This is a genomic window from Catenuloplanes sp. NPDC051500, assembly GCF_044454585.1.
GTDB lineage: Bacteria > Actinomycetota > Actinomycetes > Mycobacteriales > Micromonosporaceae > Catenuloplanes.
Map to the genome: position 1 here is coordinate 1,173 of NZ_JBITDX010000020.1, position 17,490 is coordinate 18,662.

At 70.7% G+C, this 17,490-nt stretch carries 18 protein-coding genes; 13 read left to right on the forward strand and 5 right to left on the reverse strand.

The genetic code is table 11. The features are described 5' to 3' along the window. Window positions 1-285 precede the first annotated feature (285 nt). Both pafA and ACIA8K_RS31295 read left to right on the forward strand, forming a co-directional pair. The gene (gene pafA / locus ACIA8K_RS31290) at window positions 286-1,644 is read left to right on the forward strand and encodes a Pup--protein ligase (RefSeq protein WP_396065746.1); all 1,359 of its coding nucleotides are present in this window, start codon (window positions 286-288) and stop codon (window positions 1,642-1,644) included. 52 nt (window positions 1,645-1,696) lie between these two features. Then, window positions 1,697-1,864 (forward strand): hypothetical protein, encoded by a 168-nt coding sequence (locus ACIA8K_RS31295; RefSeq protein ID WP_396065748.1) that lies wholly within the window; start codon window positions 1,697-1,699, stop codon window positions 1,862-1,864. On the opposite strand, the gene ACIA8K_RS31300 is transcribed toward ACIA8K_RS31295, so the two are convergent. Then, the gene (locus tag ACIA8K_RS31300) at window positions 1,851-2,306 is read right to left on the reverse strand and encodes a MarR family winged helix-turn-helix transcriptional regulator (RefSeq protein WP_396065750.1); all 456 of its coding nucleotides are present in this window, start codon (window positions 2,304-2,306) and stop codon (window positions 1,851-1,853) included. The genes ACIA8K_RS31295 and ACIA8K_RS31300 overlap by 14 nt on opposite strands. Window positions 2,307-2,431: 125 nt before the next feature. Here ACIA8K_RS31300 and ACIA8K_RS31305 point away from each other — a divergent pair, with 125 nt between their 5' ends. Beyond that, on the forward strand, window positions 2,432-2,911 hold the full coding sequence (locus ACIA8K_RS31305; RefSeq protein WP_396065752.1) for a nuclear transport factor 2 family protein: 480 nt from the start codon (window positions 2,432-2,434) through the stop codon (window positions 2,909-2,911). On the opposite strand, the gene ACIA8K_RS31310 is transcribed toward ACIA8K_RS31305, so the two are convergent. Both ACIA8K_RS31310 and ACIA8K_RS31315 read right to left on the reverse strand, forming a co-directional pair. Further along, complete coding sequence (locus ACIA8K_RS31310) at window positions 2,908-3,984, reverse strand: DUF3866 family protein (RefSeq protein WP_396065754.1); 1,077 nt, start codon at window positions 3,982-3,984, stop codon at window positions 2,908-2,910. The two genes, ACIA8K_RS31305 and ACIA8K_RS31310, sit on opposite strands and share 4 nt — an antisense overlap. An 11-nt stretch (window positions 3,985-3,995) precedes the next feature. Then, window positions 3,996-4,895 (reverse strand): cation diffusion facilitator family transporter, encoded by a 900-nt coding sequence (locus ACIA8K_RS31315; protein ID WP_396065756.1) that lies wholly within the window; start codon window positions 4,893-4,895, stop codon window positions 3,996-3,998. A 134-nt stretch (window positions 4,896-5,029) separates the two neighbouring features. On the opposite strand from ACIA8K_RS31315, the gene ACIA8K_RS31320 reads away from it, so the two are divergent. The 6 genes from ACIA8K_RS31320 to ACIA8K_RS31345 all read left to right on the forward strand — a co-directional run bounded on the left by ACIA8K_RS31320 (window position 5,030) and on the right by ACIA8K_RS31345 (window position 9,728). Further along, window positions 5,030-6,013, forward strand: coding sequence for a helix-turn-helix transcriptional regulator (locus tag ACIA8K_RS31320; RefSeq protein WP_396065758.1), 984 nt, complete (start codon window positions 5,030-5,032; stop codon window positions 6,011-6,013). Then, entirely contained in the window at window positions 6,010-6,987 is a 978-nt protein-coding gene (locus tag ACIA8K_RS31325; RefSeq protein ID WP_396065760.1) for a helix-turn-helix transcriptional regulator, read from the forward strand. The genes ACIA8K_RS31320 and ACIA8K_RS31325 overlap by 4 nt, the downstream gene beginning before the upstream one ends. A 10-nt stretch (window positions 6,988-6,997) precedes the next feature. Next, window positions 6,998-7,243: a hypothetical protein gene (locus tag ACIA8K_RS31330; RefSeq protein ID WP_396065762.1), complete on the forward strand. Its 246-nt coding sequence runs from the start codon at window positions 6,998-7,000 to the stop codon at window positions 7,241-7,243. A 234-nt stretch (window positions 7,244-7,477) separates the two neighbouring features. Further along, window positions 7,478-7,756, forward strand: a complete 279-nt coding sequence (tatA, locus tag ACIA8K_RS31335) for a Sec-independent protein translocase subunit TatA (RefSeq protein WP_396065764.1) — start codon at window positions 7,478-7,480, stop codon at window positions 7,754-7,756. A gap of 14 nt (window positions 7,757-7,770) precedes the next feature. After that, on the forward strand, window positions 7,771-8,742 hold the full coding sequence (gene tatC / locus ACIA8K_RS31340; protein ID WP_396066032.1) for a twin-arginine translocase subunit TatC: 972 nt from the start codon (window positions 7,771-7,773) through the stop codon (window positions 8,740-8,742). A 2-nt stretch (window positions 8,743-8,744) separates the two neighbouring features. Then, window positions 8,745-9,728 (forward strand): diacylglycerol kinase family protein, encoded by a 984-nt coding sequence (locus ACIA8K_RS31345; protein WP_396065766.1) that lies wholly within the window; start codon window positions 8,745-8,747, stop codon window positions 9,726-9,728. On the opposite strand, the gene ACIA8K_RS31350 is transcribed toward ACIA8K_RS31345, so the two are convergent. Then, window positions 9,709-10,398 carry an HAD family hydrolase gene (locus ACIA8K_RS31350; protein WP_396066034.1) on the reverse strand — a complete coding sequence of 230 codons (690 nt, stop codon included), beginning with the start codon at window positions 10,396-10,398 and terminating at the stop codon, window positions 9,709-9,711. The genes ACIA8K_RS31345 and ACIA8K_RS31350 overlap by 20 nt on opposite strands. A gap of 144 nt (window positions 10,399-10,542) precedes the next feature. Between ACIA8K_RS31350 and ACIA8K_RS31355 the strand changes: the two genes are divergently transcribed. The 4 genes from ACIA8K_RS31355 (at window position 10,543) to ACIA8K_RS31370 (ending at window position 16,425) form a co-directional block, all read left to right on the forward strand. Continuing rightward, window positions 10,543-13,314 (forward strand): DEAD/DEAH box helicase, encoded by a 2,772-nt coding sequence (locus tag ACIA8K_RS31355; RefSeq protein ID WP_396065768.1) that lies wholly within the window; start codon window positions 10,543-10,545, stop codon window positions 13,312-13,314. 139 nt (window positions 13,315-13,453) lie between these two features. Continuing rightward, on the forward strand, window positions 13,454-14,353 hold the full coding sequence (locus tag ACIA8K_RS31360) for an MHYT domain-containing protein (RefSeq protein WP_396065770.1): 900 nt from the start codon (window positions 13,454-13,456) through the stop codon (window positions 14,351-14,353). A 214-nt stretch (window positions 14,354-14,567) separates the two neighbouring features. Beyond that, window positions 14,568-15,587 (forward strand): GDSL-type esterase/lipase family protein, encoded by a 1,020-nt coding sequence (locus tag ACIA8K_RS31365; RefSeq protein ID WP_396065772.1) that lies wholly within the window; start codon window positions 14,568-14,570, stop codon window positions 15,585-15,587. Between the two features lie 10 nt (window positions 15,588-15,597). Next, window positions 15,598-16,425 carry an SGNH/GDSL hydrolase family protein gene (locus ACIA8K_RS31370; protein ID WP_396065774.1) on the forward strand — a complete coding sequence of 276 codons (828 nt, stop codon included), beginning with the start codon at window positions 15,598-15,600 and terminating at the stop codon, window positions 16,423-16,425. Here ACIA8K_RS31370 and ACIA8K_RS31375 read toward each other — a convergent pair. After that, a complete protein-coding gene (locus tag ACIA8K_RS31375) occupies window positions 16,417-16,857 on the reverse strand; it encodes a nitroreductase family deazaflavin-dependent oxidoreductase (protein WP_396065776.1) in 441 nt (146 codons plus the stop codon). The genes ACIA8K_RS31370 and ACIA8K_RS31375 overlap by 9 nt on opposite strands. Between the last annotated feature and the right edge of the window lie 633 nt (window positions 16,858-17,490).

Below are 17,490 nucleotides of genomic sequence, written 5' to 3' on the forward strand. Positions count from 1 at the left end.
TTGGGTGGCTTCCGCCCTTACCTATTAAAAAACCCTCCCCCCCCTAATATCCCCCCCCCCCCCCCGACACCCCACCCAGCGCAACCCGCAAGACCAAGATCAAAAGCAGCGAAACTCGCGACGGCACCTCAAGCCCACCCCCACAGCCCGTAGCCCCACCACAACACATCGTTATCCCCACGAACCGGTCAAACACCGCACCGAATGTAGGATTTTTTCGCGCCCCAGCACCGACGCGGCCCGCACAGGTGCCGTAACAGGGGCGCGTGGGGCTAATGTTCGTTCATGGAGCGGCGAATCTTCGGTCTTGAGACCGAATACGGCGTCACGTGCACCTATCGAGGTCAACGGCGTTTGTCACCGGACGAGGTGGCGCGCTACCTGTTCCGGCGGGTTGTCTCCTGGGGAAGGTCGAGCAACGTCTTCCTGCGTAACGGCGCCCGGCTCTATCTGGATGTGGGTTCCCACCCTGAGTATGCGACGCCCGAGTGTGACTCGGTGCTCGACCTGGTGGCGCATGACCGGGCGGGGGAGCGGATCCTCGAGGGGCTGCTTGTCGATGCGGAGAAGCGGCTGCATGACGAGGGGATCGCGGGGGAGATCTACCTTTTCAAGAACAATACGGACTCGGCGGGCAACTCCTACGGGTGTCATGAGAATTACCTGGTGTCTCGGCACGGGGAGTTCGGGCGCCTGGCGGATGTGCTGATTCCGTTCCTGGTCACGCGGCAGTTGATCTGCGGGGCGGGGAAGGTGCTGCAGACACCGCGCGGCGCCGTCTACTGCCTGTCGCAGCGGGCCGAGCACATCTGGGAGGGCGTCTCCAGCGCCACCACCCGGTCGCGGCCGATCATCAACACGCGGGACGAGCCGCACGCGGACGCGGAGCGGTACCGCCGGCTGCACGTGATCGTGGGCGATTCGAACATGAACGAGGTGACCACGCTGTTGAAGGTGGGCACCGCGGACATCGTGCTACGGATGATCGAGGCGGGCGTGGTGATGCGCGACCTGTCGCTTGAGAACCCGATCCGGGCGATCCGCGAGGTGTCGCATGACATCACCGGGCGGCGCAAGGTGCGGCTGGCGTCGAACAAGGAGATCTCGGCGCTGGAGATCCAGCAGGAGTACCTGGCGAAGGCGACCGAGTTCGTGGAGCGCCGTGGTGGCGATGACACGGCGAAGCGGGTCGTGGAGCTGTGGGGGCGGGTGCTCGATGCGGTGGAGAGCGGCAATCTCGACCCGGTGGCCCGTGAGATCGACTGGGTCAGCAAACTGAAGCTGATCGAGCGGTACCAGGCGAAGAACGACCTGCCGTTGTCGCACCCGCGGATCGCGCAGATGGATCTGGCGTACCACGACATCAGGCGTGGGCGTGGGCTCTACGGGTTGATGGAGCGGCGCAAGCAGGTGGATCGCATCTCCAACGACCTGGAGATCTACGAGGCGAAGGAGACGCCGCCGCAGACGACGCGGGCGCGGCTGCGTGGTGAGTTCATCAAGCACGCGCAGGAGAAGCGGCGGGACTTCACTGTCGACTGGGTGCATCTGAAGTTGAACGATCAGGCGCAGCGCACCGTGCTGTGCAAGGACCCGTTCCGGGCGTATGACGAGCGGGTGGAACGGCTGATCGCGAGCATGTGAGTGTCGGGGCCCCGGTGATCACACCCGGGGCCCCGTTTACGCTGGCGGGACTATGACCACTCCTGAGGACCGGCAGAACCGTTTTGAGCGGCGCCGGGAGAAGATCGTCGCGGAGGTCCAGGCGAACCGGCGCGGCGAGTACCGCGTACCCACGTGGGTTTATGCCGTGATCCTTGGTGTGATCGTGGTCGGCTGGGGCGCGTTCGTCATTCTGGGCTGACGGCAAGTGCGGCCACGATCGCCCGGAGCGCGCGGCTGACCGCGGGCCGGTCTGCGGCGTCGATGTGGTCGAGGACCCGCCGGTGTGCGCTGGCGACGTGTCCGGGCTGGGCTTCCTCCACCTTCTTCGCGCCGACGTCGGTGAGGACGGCGACGGAGCCGCGCGCGTCTGTGGCGTGCCGGGTGCGGCGGACCAGGCCGAGCCGGGCGAGGTCGGCGACCACGCGGGTGACGCGGCTGGGGGACAGCGCTGTGGCGGCGGCGAGTTCGACCATGCGCAGCTGCTGGCCGGGGGCTTCGGCGAGGTTGAGCAGGATGGCGAATTCGGTCATCGAGAGGCCTTCGGCCCGGCTCATGTCCTCGTCGAGCACGCGGGGGAGCCGTTGCACGACGTGTGCGAGCGCCCGCCAGAGCGCATCGTCGTCGGCGGTGAGTCGGTCCATCGGCCGATGATCTCAGCGGTTTCGTGCGTGCGCAAGAAACGTGCGCTGGACCTCATCTGCTTGCGCACGCACGATCTTGCTCGCATTGTTGCTTGCGCACGAACATTCATGGCGAGGAGAACACTGTGAGCACCGACCTGGAGAGCCGCATCCGCCGGCTCGAGGACCGCACCGAGATCAGCGAAACCGTCATCCGGTACGCGACCGCGATCGACCGCGCCGACTGGGCGCTCTACGAATCCTGCTTCACCGAGACCGTGCACATCGACTTCTCCGAGGCGGGGATGCCCGCGGCCGACTTCCCGCGCGCCGTGTTCGCCGGCTTTGCCGCGCAGGGGCTGGGCGGGTTCACGGCCCGCCAGCACCTCAGCCCGAACCACCTCGTCACGTTCGACGCCGAGGACCCGGACCGGGCGGTGTGCGAGTCGTACATGTACGCGCAGCACTACCTGGAGGGCGCGGAGGGCGGCGACTTCTTCCTGATGCGCGGGTCATACACGAATCACATGCTGCGCACGGCCGAGGGCTGGCGGATCACGCGCCTGATCCAGCACCTGAGCTGGTCCGAGGGCAACCTGACGCTGCCGGATCAGGCACGCGCTTAGAGCAGTGACGCCGCGTGACGGCCGGCGGCGGCCGCGGAGAGGAAGTAGGCGTGGTCGCCGTCCAGGTCACGGCCCATCGTCGACAGCGAGACCGGGAACGCGCGCAGCGCCTCGTCCAGGCCGTCGACCGGGACCCGCACGATTGTGTGCCGCTCGGCGAGCAGGCGCAGCGTGGCCTCCACCTCGTCGGCCACCGAGGCCGGCAGGTCGGCGGGGACGACCAGGTCGGCGGGGGTGAGCGCGACCCGCCCGTAGGCGGTCACGCTGTGGTGGGAGACGCCGCGGTGCCGGGGGCGCGGGTCCGCGTCGGAGATGCGCAGTGAGCCGACCGCGCGCCCGCCGAGCGTGTTCACCGCGTTGACCGCCTCGCCGACCGCGACGCCGGAGAAGCCCCAGCGGGTGCCGGTGCCGAGGTTGCCGGGGCCCTGGGCGACGATCGTGACGTCCGCGCCGAGTGCATGCCGGGCCGCGAGCAGGCCGCTGTGCACGGTGGTTGCCTCCAGGTCGCCGCCGAACGCCTGACCTGCGGTGATCGTACCGGTGAGGTGCCCTTTCAGTGCGGACAGCGTGCGGGAGAACCAGGCGGGGAGCGCGCCGCCGTCGGTCATCAGGTAGGCCAGTTTCACCGGGCCGGAGGCGAGGAGTCCGGCCAGGATCGCGGGTAGCGCGGAGTGCAGGTCGGCCAGGACGACGGGCATGCCGTCCAGGTCGTCGGCTTCGGCGAGCACGTCGCGGTACGGGGAGGCCTCCTCGTCCACGCCCATCATGATCGCCTGGAGCGGGGTGTAGCGGGCCTTGACCAGGTGGCCGTTGTCCCGGTTGCCGGACAATTCGGAAGAAGGCAGGTTGTCCGGGAGCGCCACGACAAGCGCGTACCCGCCGGTGCCGAGACCCATCTCCAGTGCGCCCACGTTGAGCAGCACCCGGTCGCCGACCGCCGGTTCGCCGACCAGCCGGGTGTACGCGAGCGCCTTCACCGCGTCCAGCTCGCCGTCCACCTCGACGGAAAGCTCGCTCGCGCCGTCCCAGCTGCGCCGCAACGCCGCCACAGTCCCCGACCGCCACCGAATCATGAGGAGAGACCTTATACAGCGCCCCGGGTCGGGTCGAGGAAGACGTACGCGATGGTGGGGTACCGGTCGTGGAGCCGGCGTTCGGCCAGGTCGGCGGTGCGCTCGATCTCCGCGCCGCTCACCGTGTCGGTGAAGTCGACCTTCGCGGCGACGAGCACCTCCCCCGGCCCGAGCTGCATGGTCAGCAGCGTGTCGACGCGCTCGACCGCGGGCAGCGCCGCGATCAGGTCGTGGATCTCCTCGTGGATGCGGCGTGGCACCGCGCGCCCGACGAGCAGTGACACGTTGCTGTGGGCAAGTGTGCCGGCCACGAACAGCAGCAGCGCGCCGATCAGGATCGACGCCAGGCCGTCCCACAGTTCGTCGCCGGTGAGCTGGGACAGCCCGATGCCGGCGGCGGCCAGCAGGATGCCGATCAGCGCGGCCGCGTCCTCAAGGAACACGGCCTTGACCATGGTGTCGGAGGTGTGGCGCAGGAACCGTACCGGCGTGGTCTGCCATTTTTCGGCCTGGCCCCGGACCTGCCGGACCGCGCGCAGGAACGAGATGCCCTCGGCGACGAACGACGCGGCAAGCACCAGGTACGCGATCAGGTAGTTGCCGCTGTGCTCGCCGGTCCGGATCGTGTTGACGCCGTGCGTGATGGAGAAGCCGGCGCCCGCCACGAACGTGAAGAGCGCGGCGATGAACGCCCAGACGTAGCTCTCCTTGCCGTAACCGAACGGGTGGCGGGCGTCCGGCGGTTTCGTGCCACGCCGCAGCGCCGTGAAGAGCAGCACCTCGGTGACGGTGTCGGCGAGCGAGTGCACCGCCTCGGACAGCATGGCGGCGGAGTGCGAGACGATGCCGGCGACCAGCTTGGCGACCGCGATCGCCAGGTTGGCGAGGCCGGCCACGACGACCGTGCCCACGCTCTCGTCCGACGAGGAGGGGGAAGGCGAAGGGGAGCTCACGAAGCCGCCGGTTACCCGGATCGGGAAAACCTAACCGGTCGGGGGATGCCGCGGGGCGCGGCGGTGGACGGGACACTGCTACTTTTGCGGGCGTGTCGCGCATCCGCACCGAGCGGCTGGTCAATCTGGTCATCTGCCTCCTCTCCACGCGCCGGTTTCTGACCGCCGCGCAGATCGCCGCGACCGTGCCCGGTTACGAGCACGATCCGGAGGATCCGAAGGACCACGAGGCGTTCCAGCGCAAGTTCGAGCGGGACAAGGCGGAGCTCCGCGAGCTCGGCGTGCCGCTTGAGACCGGGACCGCCAGTGCCTTCGACAACGAGCCCGGCTACCGGGTTGCTCATCGCGACTACGCGTTGCCGGACATTCCGCTCGAACCGGACGAGGCCGCGGCTGTCGGCATCGCGGGCCGGCTCTGGCAGCACCACGGTCTCGCCGCGGCCGCCTCCTCCGGGCTGGCGAAGCTGCGCGCGGCCGGCATCGACATGGACCCGCGGGCCACGCTCGGCGTCGAGCCGGTGGTCACTGTCGACCCCGCGTTCGCGCCGCTGACCACGGCCGCCCGTGAGCGCCGCGCGGTCGCGTTCGACTACCGCGCGCCCGAGGGCGACGAGGCGACCACCCGCAGGCTGCAGCCGTGGGGCGTGGTCTGCTGGCGCGGTAAGTGGTACGTGGTCGGGCACGACCTGGCCCGCGACGCGGTCCGCTGCTTCCGGCTCTCCCGGATCCAGGGCAAGGTCCGCACGACCGGCCGGCCGGACGCGTTCACGCCCCCCGCCGACCTGGACCTGATCAGTCACGTCTCGCACTTCTCCGGACCTGTCGAGTGGACCGGCCGGGCCACGCTGCTCGTCGAGCCGGGCACCGGCGCCGGGCTGCGCCGCTGGGCGCAGGAGGTGGTTCCCGAGGCCGGCAAGGACAAGATCATCATGAGGTACGGCGACACCGACCGGCTGGCCGGCACGCTTGTCCGCTACGGCGCCTCCGTGCAGGTGCTCGCCCCGCCGGAGCTGCGCGACGCGGTCATCCAGCGGCTCAAGGAGATCGTCACCCGTACCGAGGAGGTGCCCGCGTGACCACTGCCCCGTCCGCCTCCCGCGCCTCCGCCGACCGGCTCGGCCGGGTGCTCAACCTGGTGCCCTACCTGCTGGCCCGCCCCGGCATCGCGATCGTCGAGGCCGCCGCCGACCTGGGCGTCACCGAGAAGCAGCTGCGGGAGGACCTGGAGCTGCTCTGGGTCTGCGGCCTGCCCGGCTACGGCCCCGGCGACCTGATCGACATGGCGTTCGACGGCGACAACGTCACGATCACCTACGACGCGGGCATCGGCAAGCCGTTGCGGCTCACGCCCGACGAGGCGCTCGCACTTGTCGTGGCGCTGCGGATGCTTGCCGAGACGCCCGGCATGGGCAACCGCGACGCGATCGAGCGCGCGCTCGCCAAGATAGAATCGGCCGCCGGCGCGGACGCGGATGCACCGGTCGCCGTGCGGATGTCAGGCAACTCGAAGAAGGTGGACCGGGTCCGGGGCGCGGTCGAGCGCGGCAAGGCGCTGCAGATCACGTACTACACGGCGTCCCGGGACGAGACCACCGAGCGCGTCGTGGACCCGATCCGGGTGGTGATGGTCGGCGGGTACGCCTACCTGGAGGCCTGGTGCCGCCGGGCCGAGGCGACGCGGCTGTTCCGGGTGGACCGCATCGACGGCTGGACGGAGCTTTCCGAGCCGGCCGCCCCGCCCGCGGAGGCCCGCCCGGCCGACTTCAGCGAGGGCGTGTTCCGCCCCGGCGCGGAGTTGCCGCTGATCACGCTGCGGGTCGGCCGCTCCGAGCGGTGGATCACCGAGTACTACCCGTGCGAGTCCGTGGAGCGCGGCGCCTCCGGCGAGGACTGGCTGGTCACGATGCGGGTCACGGATCTCGACTGGGCGCGGCGGCTGATCCTCGGCCTCGGCCCGGAGGTGACTGTGGTGAGCCCGCCGGAGCTGATCGCCGGCATCCGGGAGCAGGCCGCGGCCGCGCTCGCTGCGTATTCCGTACCCTCCCCTTAAGGTTTTGACCATGGTGATCTGGATCGTGATCGGTCTCGCGCTGTTCTCCCTGATCGTGCTGGGGCTGGCGGCGCGGGCCGTGCTGGCGCGCGTGCCCGAGCTGCACCGGGCGGTGCGGCGGCTGTTGCTCAAGCAGGAGGCGCTGGAGCGGCTCGCCGCGAAGGCGGAGGCGTTGCAGGAGCGGACGCTGACGGTGGCGGATCAGGCCGGCAAGGCGGCCGATCAGGTCACCGCGATCCGGGCCGGGCGTGTCTGACCGTGCGCTGACCTGCGCGGAAACGGCCGGTTTCGCGACGTTTTAGGCGCGTGCGGCCTGTTGACGTGCGGATCGGTGTGGCAGAGACTACGTGAAGCACGGTCATCTCCATGAGGCTGTGCTTGTGCTGTGGAAGTGCCCGGCCCGCTGGCAGTCGGCCGAAGCGCACGTACCATGGGGCACGGCACCGGTCACCACCCGGCGGCCATCGATAACCGAGTTGGAGTTATGACAATGGGCGCATTCAAGACGTGGCACATCGTCGTCCTGGTGGTTGTGGTCGTTCTGCTCTTCGGCGCGAAGCGTCTCCCGGACATGGCCCGTTCGCTCGGCCGTTCGATGCGCATCCTGAAGGCGGAGACCAAGGGCCTGATGGACGACGACAAGAAGGACTCGCCGGACGACCTGACCGACAAGGCCGACGCTAAGAACGGCCGCGCGCCGCTCCAGGGTGACGTGATCCCGCCGGCGTCGACGCACGCCGCCGCGGATCAGCACGTCCGCGACCGCTGACCTGAGTCGTGCAGATCGCCCTTCCTGGCCGTAAAAAGGGGCCGTCGCAGTTCGAGCAGGCGGCCAACGGCGAGATGACCCTGCTTGAACACGTCAGGGAACTTCGCAACAGGCTCTTCAAGGCGTCAATCGCGATCGTGGTCGGCTTCGGTGTCGGCATCTGGCTGGCCACGCGTGTGCGCACGCTGCTCCAGCAGCCGTACTGTGAGCTGCCCGGATCGCTCGACGCGGACGGTGAGTGCAAGTTCGTCCAGCTCGGTCCGGGAGACCTGTTCCTCCTCGACCTGAAGATCGCGCTCTGGGTGGGCCTGATCGTGGCCGGCCCGTTCTGGCTGTACCAGCTCTGGGCGTTCATCGCGCCCGGCCTGCACCGCCACGAGCGCCGGTACGCGTACATCTTCACCGCGATCGCGGCCCCGCTCTTCGCGCTCGGCGCCACGCTTGCGTTCTTCGTGGTGCAGAAGGGCCTCGAGTTCCTGCTGAGCCTGTCGGACACGAGCATCAACACCACGCTCGAGATCACGCGCTACATCGGGTTCGTCACGAACCTGATCATGATCTTCGGGGTGGCGTTCGAGTTCCCGCTCGTCGTGCTGATGCTCAACTTCGTCGGCCTGGTCAGCGGCCGCAAGCTGCTGAGCTTCTGGCGCGTCGCGGTCTTCGTGTTCTTCGCGTTCTCCGCGGTGGTCACGCCCACGCCCGACCCGTTCGGCATGACCGCGCTCGCCGCGTGTCTCTGCCTGCTGTACTTCATCGCGGTCGGTGTGGCGCTGATCAACGACCGGCGCAAGGGCCGCGGCAAGGAGATCTACGCGGGCCTGGACGACGACGAGGTCTCGCCGATCGACTTCGGGGACAGCGAGCCGGTCACGGCGGGCGCCCGCGTCGAGGCGGCCAGCACGATCGAGCCCGTCGAGCCCGTCGGCGGCCCCACGCCGGTGACGCCGCCGAAACCGATCGAGCGCAACTACGACGACATGACCTGAGGATGACCCCTCAGCACAGCGACACGGCCGGCAGCGACTCCGCTGCCGGCCGTTCCGTGTCCGTACTGGCCCATCCGGGCGCGGGCCGTGGCCGCCGTCGAGCGCTGCTTCCGGCCCTGCTGGACGCGCTGGGGCCTCGGGTCCGGCTGCTTGAGGCGGACGATTCGGCAGGTGCGGAACAGGCCTGCCGGGACGCGGTCGCGCGGGGCACGGCCGCGGTCGTCGCGGTCGGCGGGGACGGCACCTTCCACCGGGCGCTGCAGGCCGTCGCCGGGACCGGGGTGCCGCTCGGCCTGATCCCGGCCGGCACCGGCAACGACTTCGCCGCCGCGGCCGGCGTGCCCGCGGATCCGCTCACCGCCGCCCACGCTGTCGCACAGGCCCTGAAGACCAGGAGCTTCCGCCGGTACGACCTGGCGCGCGTCACCGCGGCCGGGCAGCCGGACCGCTGGTTCGGCGCGGTGCTCGGGGCCGGCTTCGACGCGCTTGTCAACGAGCGTGCCAACGCGATGGCGTTCCCGCGCGGCCCACGCCGCTACGACCTGGCGATCCTGGCCGAGACGCTCACGTTGCGCCCGCGCCGCTACACGGTGCGGGTGGACGGCGGTGAGCCCTGGACCTTCGACGGGATCCTGGTGGCGGTCGGCAACACCGCCTCGTACGGCGGTGGCCTGCGCATGTGTCCAGGTGCGGACCCCACGGACGGCCTGCTCGACGTCACGATCGGCGCGGCCATGCCCCGCCGCACGCTGCTGCGGCTCAAGCCCCGCCTCCGGGCCGGCACCCACGTCACGGACCCGCTGGTCACCACGCTGCGCGCCCGCACGATCGAGCTGGCCGTCGCCGGGCCGGTGGTCGGCTATGCCGATGGGGAGCGGTGTGCCCCGCTCCCCATCGCCGTCTCCAGTGTGCCCCAGGCACTGACCCTCGCGCTGGCCGAGAACCCGAACCAGCGCGATACACGCGCTAGCGAAGCAGGCCGGTGAGGGCGAGCGTGGCCCACAGCCCGTTCGCCTGGCCGGGCTCCGCGGCCGGCAGCACAAGGGTCGCAAGGCCGGCTTTGACGGCGCCCGCGTCCGCGGCCGAGTCGCCGACCATCAGCGCGCGTTCCGGTTGCACGCCGATCAGCTTGCAGGCCTTCTCGAAGATCTGCGGGTCCGGTTTTATCCGGCCGATCTCGAAGGAGAGGACGAACTCGGTGACGTAGGACGAGAGTCCCCAGGCCTCGAAGTGCGGCCGGATGTCGAAGCCGATGTTGCTGACCACCGCGATCGGCACGCCCTTGCCGTGCAGCGCCGCGAGCGTGGCGGCCGCGTCGGAGTAGGGGGACCAGCCGTCCGGGATCAGCAGCCGGTCGTAGAGGGCGTCGGCGAAACCGTCGATGCCGGAGTCCACAGTGTCCGCGAGCCCGGTGTACGCGGCCCGGTGGCAGTGCGCGTACATGTCCCGCTCCGCCCACACCTCTGCGAGCCGCGGCGGGATGCGCCGGGGGAGCGGACCGCCGGCCCGCCCCGCGGTGATCAGCCGGTCGGCCAGCACGGTGGCCCTGGCCGGGTCCAGGCTCACGCCGCATGCGGCCGCTGCGGCGAGCACCCAGTCCAGCGGCGGCTCGACCTGGGCGAGCGTGCCGTGGAAGTCGAAGAGGATCCCCTCGATCGAACGCTCGTCGTGATCCGCCACGTCGAGAACCATATACGGGGTCCTCCCTCACGGTGCGCTGCGGTCACGCCGCGCCGCGTGACCTGGGGGCCTGGAAAACGGAAAAGCCAAGATCGTGTGACCTCGGCTAATGTTGAGCACGTGACATCTCCCGCTGAGCGGTATGCGGCCTCTCGGCGGCGGGCCGCGGAGTCCGCGAATTTCCCCCGTCTGGATGACTTCGCCCTCGATCTGGGCTTCGATCTCGACGATTTCCAACGTGAGGCGTGCCAGGCGGTCGAGCGCGGCAGCGGCGTGCTTGTGTGCGCGCCGACGGGTGCCGGCAAGACCGCGGTGGGCGAGTTCGCCGTGTTCATGGCGCTGTCCCGCGGCGGCAACACCAAGTGCTTCTACACCACGCCGATCAAGGCGCTGTCGAACCAGAAGTACCACGATCTCGCGGAGCGGTACGGCGCGGACAAGGTCGGGCTGCTGACCGGCGACAACGTCATCAACGCGGACGCGCAGGTGGTCGTGATGACCACCGAGGTGCTTCGCAACATGCTCTACGCCGGCTCCAGCGCGCTCGACGGCCTGGCCTACGTGGTGATGGACGAGGTGCACTACCTCGCGGACCGGTTCCGTGGTGCGGTCTGGGAAGAGGTGATCATCCACCTGCCGTCGTCAGTGCAGCTGGTGTCGCTCTCCGCGACCGTGTCCAATGCGGAGGAGTTCGCCGACTGGCTGGTCACCGTGCGCGGCCACACCGAGGTCGTGGTCTCCGAGCACCGCCCGGTCCCGCTCTGGCAGCACATGCTCGTCGGCCGCCGGATGTTCGACCTGTTCCACGACGCGGACGCGGCCCGCAAGCACGACGTGCACCCTGAGCTGCTCCGGCACACCCGCGAGCAGCTGCGGCGGATGGAGATGGGCGACCGCACGCACGGCCCCGGCTGGAACGGCGGCGGCCGCAGCGGGCGGAATCGGCGCTGGCAGCCGCCGCTGCGCTTCGACGTGATCGAGCGCCTGGAGCGGGCGGACCTGCTGCCCGCGATCATCTTCGTGTTCAGCCGCGCCGGGTGCGCCGCCGCCGTGCAGCAGTGCATGGCCGCCGGGCTGCGCCTGACCACGCCGGAGGAGCGCGAGGAGATCCGCGCGATCGTCGAGGAGCGGATCACCGCGATCCCCGGCGAGGACCTGACCGTGCTCGGCTACTGGGAGTGGCTTGAGGCGCTGGAGCGGGGCCTGGCCGCGCACCACGCCGGTATGCTTCCCGCGTTCAAGGAGGTCGTGGAGGAGCTGTTCGTCCGCGGCCTGGTCAAGGCGGTCTTCGCCACCGAGACGCTTGCGCTCGGCATCAACATGCCGGCCCGGTGCGTGGTGCTGGAGCGGCTCGTCAAGTACAACGGCGAGGCGCACGTCGACCTCACGCCGGGGGAGTACACGCAGCTCACCGGCAGGGCCGGCCGCCGGGGGATCGACGTCGAGGGGCACGCGGTGGTCGTGTGGTCCCCGGAGGTCGACCCGCGGCACGTGGCCGGGCTGGCAAGCACCCGCACGTACCCGCTGAAGAGCAGTTTCCGCCCCTCCTACAACATGGCGGCGAACCTGGTCGGCAGCGTCGGCATCGGCCGCGCCCGTGAGCTGCTGGAGTCGTCGTTCGCGCAGTTCCAGGCGGACCGCTCGGTCGTCGGCCTCGCCCGCCAGGTCCAGAGCAACATCAAGACCATGGAGGGGTACGGCGAGGAGGCGCGCTGCCACCACGGCGACTTCGACGAGTACTTCGGGATCCGGGTGGCGATCGCGGACCGGGAGCGTGCGATCGCCCGGCAGGGTCAGGCCCAGCGCCGTGCGGAGACGGCCGCCGCGCTGTCCAGGCTGCGCCCCGGCGACGTGATCCGCATCCCGTCCGGCCGCCGTGCCGGGCTGGCCGTGGTGATCGACCCGGGTGTGGGCGGTTTCGGCGAGCCCAAGCCGATGGTGCTCACCCAGGACCGGTGGGCCGGTCGCGTGCCGGCCGGTGACTTCCCCGGCCTGGTCGAGGTGCTGGACCGGGTGCGGGTGCCGAAGAACTTCAACCCGCGCTCGCCCGCCGCCCGCCGCGACCTGGCCGCCGCCGTCACCGCCACCGGGCTGGACCGGGGTGAGGGCGGCCGCCGCAACCGCACCCGCTCGGGCGCGGCCGACGATCACGAGCTGGCGCTGTTGCGCATCTCGATGCGGCAGCACCCCTGCCACCAGTGCCCGGACCGGGAGGAGCACGCCCGCTGGGCGGAGCGCCGGCACCGCCTGGAGCGCGACACCGACCAGCTGCGGGATCGGGTCGCGGGCCGGACCGGCTCGCTGGCCCGCACCTTCGACGCGGTCTGCGGCATGCTCGCCGCGCGCGGCTACCTGACCGCGTCCGGCGAGGTGACAGATGCGGGCCGCATGCTCGCCCGGATCTGGACCGAGACCGACCTGCTGATCGCCGAGTGCCTGCGGCGCGGCGCCTGGGAGGGCTTGCAGCCCGCGGAGCTGGCCGCCGCCGTGTCGGTCGCGGTCTACGAGGCGCGGCGTGAGGGCGACGAGCGGGCGAACGTGCCTCGTGGCCCGGTCAGCGACGCGGTCGACGCGACCGCGAAGATCTGGGCCGAGTTGGAGGCCGAGGAGGCGTCCCGCGGCCTGGAGCTGACCCGGGAGCCCGATCTCGGCTTCGTCTGGCCGATCTACCGGTGGGCGCGCGGCGAGACGCTCGAGAAGGTGCTTGCCAGCGGCCACAACCTGGACGGTGACATGCCGGCCGGCGACTTCGTCAGGTGGGCGCGCATGGTGGTGGACCTGCTCGGCCAGATCTCCCAGGCGAGCGGCGCGTCCGAGGCGGTGCGGGCCACCGCACGGCAGGCGATCGGCGTGGTGAACCGGGGCGTTCTGGCGTACAACGCGGTCGCCTGAGCCGGTTGTCCGGTTCGCGGTCCGGAGTCCGGACCTGCCGTTTCGGCTGGCCGGATTAGCGCCGTTCGCCTGCTGCGGTCCCGGGATGTGGACGCCAGGATGTGATCTGGTCTCGCATGTCCCGGGGAAGGCGGCGTCGGTGTCCGGTCAGATACACCACTTCGAGTACGGCGTGATCACGCCGGTGCTCAGTTACGCCCTCTCGGTGCTCGGCTCGGTGCTCGCGCTCACCTGTGCGGTGCGTGCCCGCGAGGCCCGGTCCACCGGCCCGCGCGCCCGCTGGATCGCCGGCGCGTCGCTCGCGCTCGGCGGCACCGCGATCTGGACCATGCACTTCATGGCGATGCTCGGCTTCGCGGTGGAGGGCGCCACCATCAGGTACGGCGTGCTCCCCACGGTGCTCAGCGCGGTGCTGGCGATCGTCTCGGTCGGCATCGGGCTGAGCCTCGTCGGCTTCGGCCGGGCGAACCTCGCGAAGATCGTCGGCGGTGGCCTGTTCACCGGCGTCGGCGTCGCGGCCATGCACTACACGGGCATGTACGGCATGCGGCTGAACGGCACGATCGGCTACGACCCGGTCCCGGTCGTGCTCTCCGTGCTGATCGCCGTGGTGGCCGCGATCGTGGCGCTCTGGCTCTCGGTGCGGGTGCGCGGCGGCCTGGCGATCGCCGGCTCGGCCCTGATCATGGGCGTCGCGGTCAACGGCATGCACTTCACCGGCATGACCGCGATGCACGTCGCGCTCGACGACGAGGCGGTGACGGACGGCGTCACCGCCGGCACGCTGCTGGTGCCGATCGTGGTGGCGGTGATCGTCGGGCTGGTCGGCCTGGTCTACGCGATGCTGTCCGCGCCGTCCGACGACGACCGGGCGGCTCTGGCCTATCTGGAGGCGCGCCGGGGTGCGGCACCGGCGCCCGCCACCGAGGGCCGGCGCGGGGTGATCGCCGCGGGTGGTGCGCTGCAGCCGCCGCCGCGCCGCACCTCGACGCCCGGCGGGTCCGGCTTCAACGGATTCGAGCCGAAGAACAAGGCCTGAGCGATCAGGTACGCCCGGCAGGTGCGACAGCGCCGGCCGGGCGTTCCCGTGCGCCCGGCGCCGCGGCTGCAGCGCGTACCCACGATGGCCTTTTATTGATGGTTGTGATTAGAATGTGAGCGTTAACCTGGCCGTTTCCGGGCGCGGCCTACACCACACCGTGCGGTGGGGTCGAGGCGCCGCCGCACCCGGAAACGACGGGACGTGCAGGCACATGGCACTGCTCAGACGCGGGCTGCTTGCCGCGGCACTGCTTGCGGCGGGCCTCACGGCCGGCCTGATCGCCACACCGAGCGCGGCTCAGGCAGCCGTGGGGGACGGGTCGCCGTCCGACACCAACATCGCCTACTACGGCCGGTGGGACACGACGAACGGCGCGGCCTACGTGCCCGGGTTCGCCGGCGCCTACCTGGAGACCGGGTTCACCGGCCGGACCGTGAAGATCAGGCAGCGCAACGCGATCGACCTGTTCTACAGCATCGACGGCGCCGCCTGGACCTACATCCAGAACGTCAGCGGCACCGTCAACCTGACCCCGTCCGCGCTGGCGTCCGGCACGCACCGGCTGCGCGTGTCCTACCGCGTGGTGGCCGGCTCCTACCACGGTGACGCGGTCTTCCAGGGGCTCGTGCTGGACAGCGGCGCGCGCACTGTCGCGGTGGCGCGCCCGGCGAGGCTGCTCGAGTTCATCGGCGACTCGATCACGGTCGGCACCACGTCGTCGCAGAACGCGCTCACCGCCTACGGCTGGCTGACAGGTGAGCAGCTCGGCGCCGCGCACACCCAGATCGCCCAGGGCGGCGCCTGCCTGGTGTCGGCCGCGGACGGCTGCGTCGGCATGGCGGACCGGTTCCTGCGGGTCAACACCACGGCCGGGTCCGCGCTGTGGAACTTTAACCGCTACCAGGCGTCCGCCGTCGTGATCAACCTCGGGACGAACGACGTGGGTCACGCGGTCAGCACCACCACGTTCCAGGCCGTCTACACGCAGTTGCTTCGCGACATCCGGGCCAAGTACCCGAACGCGGCGATCTTCGCGCTGAAGACGTTCACCGGGCGGTACGCGGCGCAGACCCAGGCCGCGGTGGCCGCCGTCAACGACCCGCGCACATTCTACGTGGTCACCGACGGGTGGCTCCCGTCCGGCGGCCTCACCGACAACGTCCACCCGAACGACGCGGGGCACCGGGCGATCGCGGCCCGGCTCGCGCCGATCGTGTCCGCGCAGATCTGAGGAGACGCTCATGAGGATGTGGCGCATCATGCTGGCGGCGGTGCTCGGGCTGGGCACCACCACGGCCGCGGTGGCCGGGGCATCGGTCTGCGGCTCCCCCGCGCAGGCCGCCCAGGTGCGGGCGGCCGCCCCGGAGGTGTGGATCGCCGGTGACTCCACTGTGGCGAACCCGAGCTCGTCCGGCGCGTGCCCGGTCGGCTGGGGCAACAAGATCGGGTCTTACCTTGTCGACGGCGTGGCCGTGCACAACAGCGCGGTCGGCGGCCGGAGCATCCAAACCTGGATGTACGAGGGGAACGTGACAAGCACGATCGGGTCGAACGGCGAGTGCGTGCTCAGCGCGCAGACGTACAGCACGCGCTGGCAGGCGATGCTTGACGGGATGGGCGCGGGCGACTACCTGCTCATCCAGTTCGGCATCAACGACGGCTCGGCCACCTGCCCGCGGCACGTCGGCTCCGCGCGCTACCAGGAGCTGTTGCGCACGATGGCGGCCGCGGCGAAACAGCGCGGCGCGACGCCTGTGTTCCTCACCCCGGTCGCCGCGATCACCTGCAGCGGCTCGTCCGCGGTCGGCAACCGGGGCTTCCTGACCGAGACCCGCACCGCCGGGTCCGCCGCGGGCGCGACCGTGATCGACCTGCATGCGCGCAGCGTGGCGCTCTACAACAGGCTGAAGCTGTGCCCGAACAACGGCGACTACTCGACGGGCGCGGTCGGCGCGTTCTTCTGCGCCGACCACACGCACTTCGAGGCGGCCGGCGCGCAGCAGATCGCCGGCCTGGTCGCCGCCGCGATCCGGGAGCAGGGGATAGGCCTGGCGGCGTACCTACGCTGACCGGCGTTCCAGGACGAAGACCGGGATGATCCGCTCGGTCTTCGTCTGGTACGTAGCGTAGTCCGGCCAGGCCTCGCAGGCCCGTGCCCACCACTCGGCCCGCTCCGCGCCGTGCACCTCGCGGGCGTCGTAGTCGTGCCGCTCGTCGCCGTCCTGCAGTTCGACGTGCGGGTTCGCGACCAGGTTGTGATACCAGACCGGGTGCTTGGCCGCGCCGCCGAGCGAGGCGACCACCGCGTACCGGCCGTCGTGCTCGACCCGCATCAACGGCGTCTTGCGCAGCTTCCCGCTCTTCGCGCCGACCGAGGTCAACACGATGATCGGCTTCCCGCGCAGGTCGGCCCGGTCCTCCCCGCCGGTGGCCTCGAACGTCTCGGCCTGCTCGCGGGCGAACGGGACAGGGCTTGGTGCGTACTCTCCGGACAGTGGCATGGTCCGAGCCTAGTCACATCCGCCCGCCCGACCATCCGCGCGACACGGCGGTTTCGATCTCGGCCACCCACGGGTCCGGCGGCCCGCGGGAGCATGCGGAGCCGGACCACCGCGGAAGCGGGTATATGCGCCTGATCTGTGGTTTTGGTGGTCTCCATCGGGTCGGCTTTCAGCGTGCGGCTCCCGCGCACCCGGTCCGCGGTGGTGCACTGAGGGAAACCCGGGAGGCAGGCGGTACACCATGGACCCCGTGCAGATCCTCTGGGCGCCGGACGGCGCCTCGATGCCGAACCTGGGCGCGCGAGCGCTCGTCGACGTCACCGACGGTGACACTCCGAACCTCCGGATGCCGGTCCGCATGCTCTCCGTGGACACGCCCGAGGTGACCGCCCGGACGGCCGAGCGCGCGGCCGCGATCGACCAGGACTTCAAGCAGCTCGCGGCGTGGCTCGGGGAGGGCCGGGCGCCGATCGGCGAGGCGCTTGCCGAGGCCCTGAAGCCGCGGCTGGAGACCGGGCACGCGGGCACGCTGCACTTCACGCAGGGTCAGGCCGCGTCCGAGTTCAGCAAGGCCAACATCGCGGCGCGGCTGGCCCGGCCGAACGGTTCGCGGCGCAACATGTTCATCCGCAC

Bases quoted from the DNA above. Each gene is read 5' to 3' on its own strand.
- ACIA8K_RS31375 (WP_396065776.1), bottom strand. From the start codon at position 16,857: ATGCCACTGTCCGGAGAGTACGCACCAAGCCCTGTCCCGTTCGCCCGC.
- ACIA8K_RS31330 (WP_396065762.1), top strand. From the start codon at position 6,998: ATGGTGATCTGGATCGTGATCGGTCTCGCGCTGTTCTCCCTGATCGTG.
- ACIA8K_RS31310 (WP_396065754.1), bottom strand. From the start codon at position 3,984: ATGATTCGGTGGCGGTCGGGGACTGTGGCGGCGTTGCGGCGCAGCTGG.
- ACIA8K_RS31295 (WP_396065748.1), top strand. From the start codon at position 1,697: ATGACCACTCCTGAGGACCGGCAGAACCGTTTTGAGCGGCGCCGGGAG.
- ACIA8K_RS31365 (WP_396065772.1), top strand. From the start codon at position 14,568: ATGGCACTGCTCAGACGCGGGCTGCTTGCCGCGGCACTGCTTGCGGCG.
- ACIA8K_RS31345 (WP_396065766.1), top strand. From the start codon at position 8,745: ATGACCCCTCAGCACAGCGACACGGCCGGCAGCGACTCCGCTGCCGGC.
- tatA (WP_396065764.1), top strand. From the start codon at position 7,478: ATGGGCGCATTCAAGACGTGGCACATCGTCGTCCTGGTGGTTGTGGTC.
- pafA (WP_396065746.1), top strand. From the start codon at position 286: ATGGAGCGGCGAATCTTCGGTCTTGAGACCGAATACGGCGTCACGTGC.
- ACIA8K_RS31300 (WP_396065750.1), bottom strand. From the start codon at position 2,306: ATGGACCGACTCACCGCCGACGACGATGCGCTCTGGCGGGCGCTCGCA.
- ACIA8K_RS31370 (WP_396065774.1), top strand. From the start codon at position 15,598: ATGAGGATGTGGCGCATCATGCTGGCGGCGGTGCTCGGGCTGGGCACC.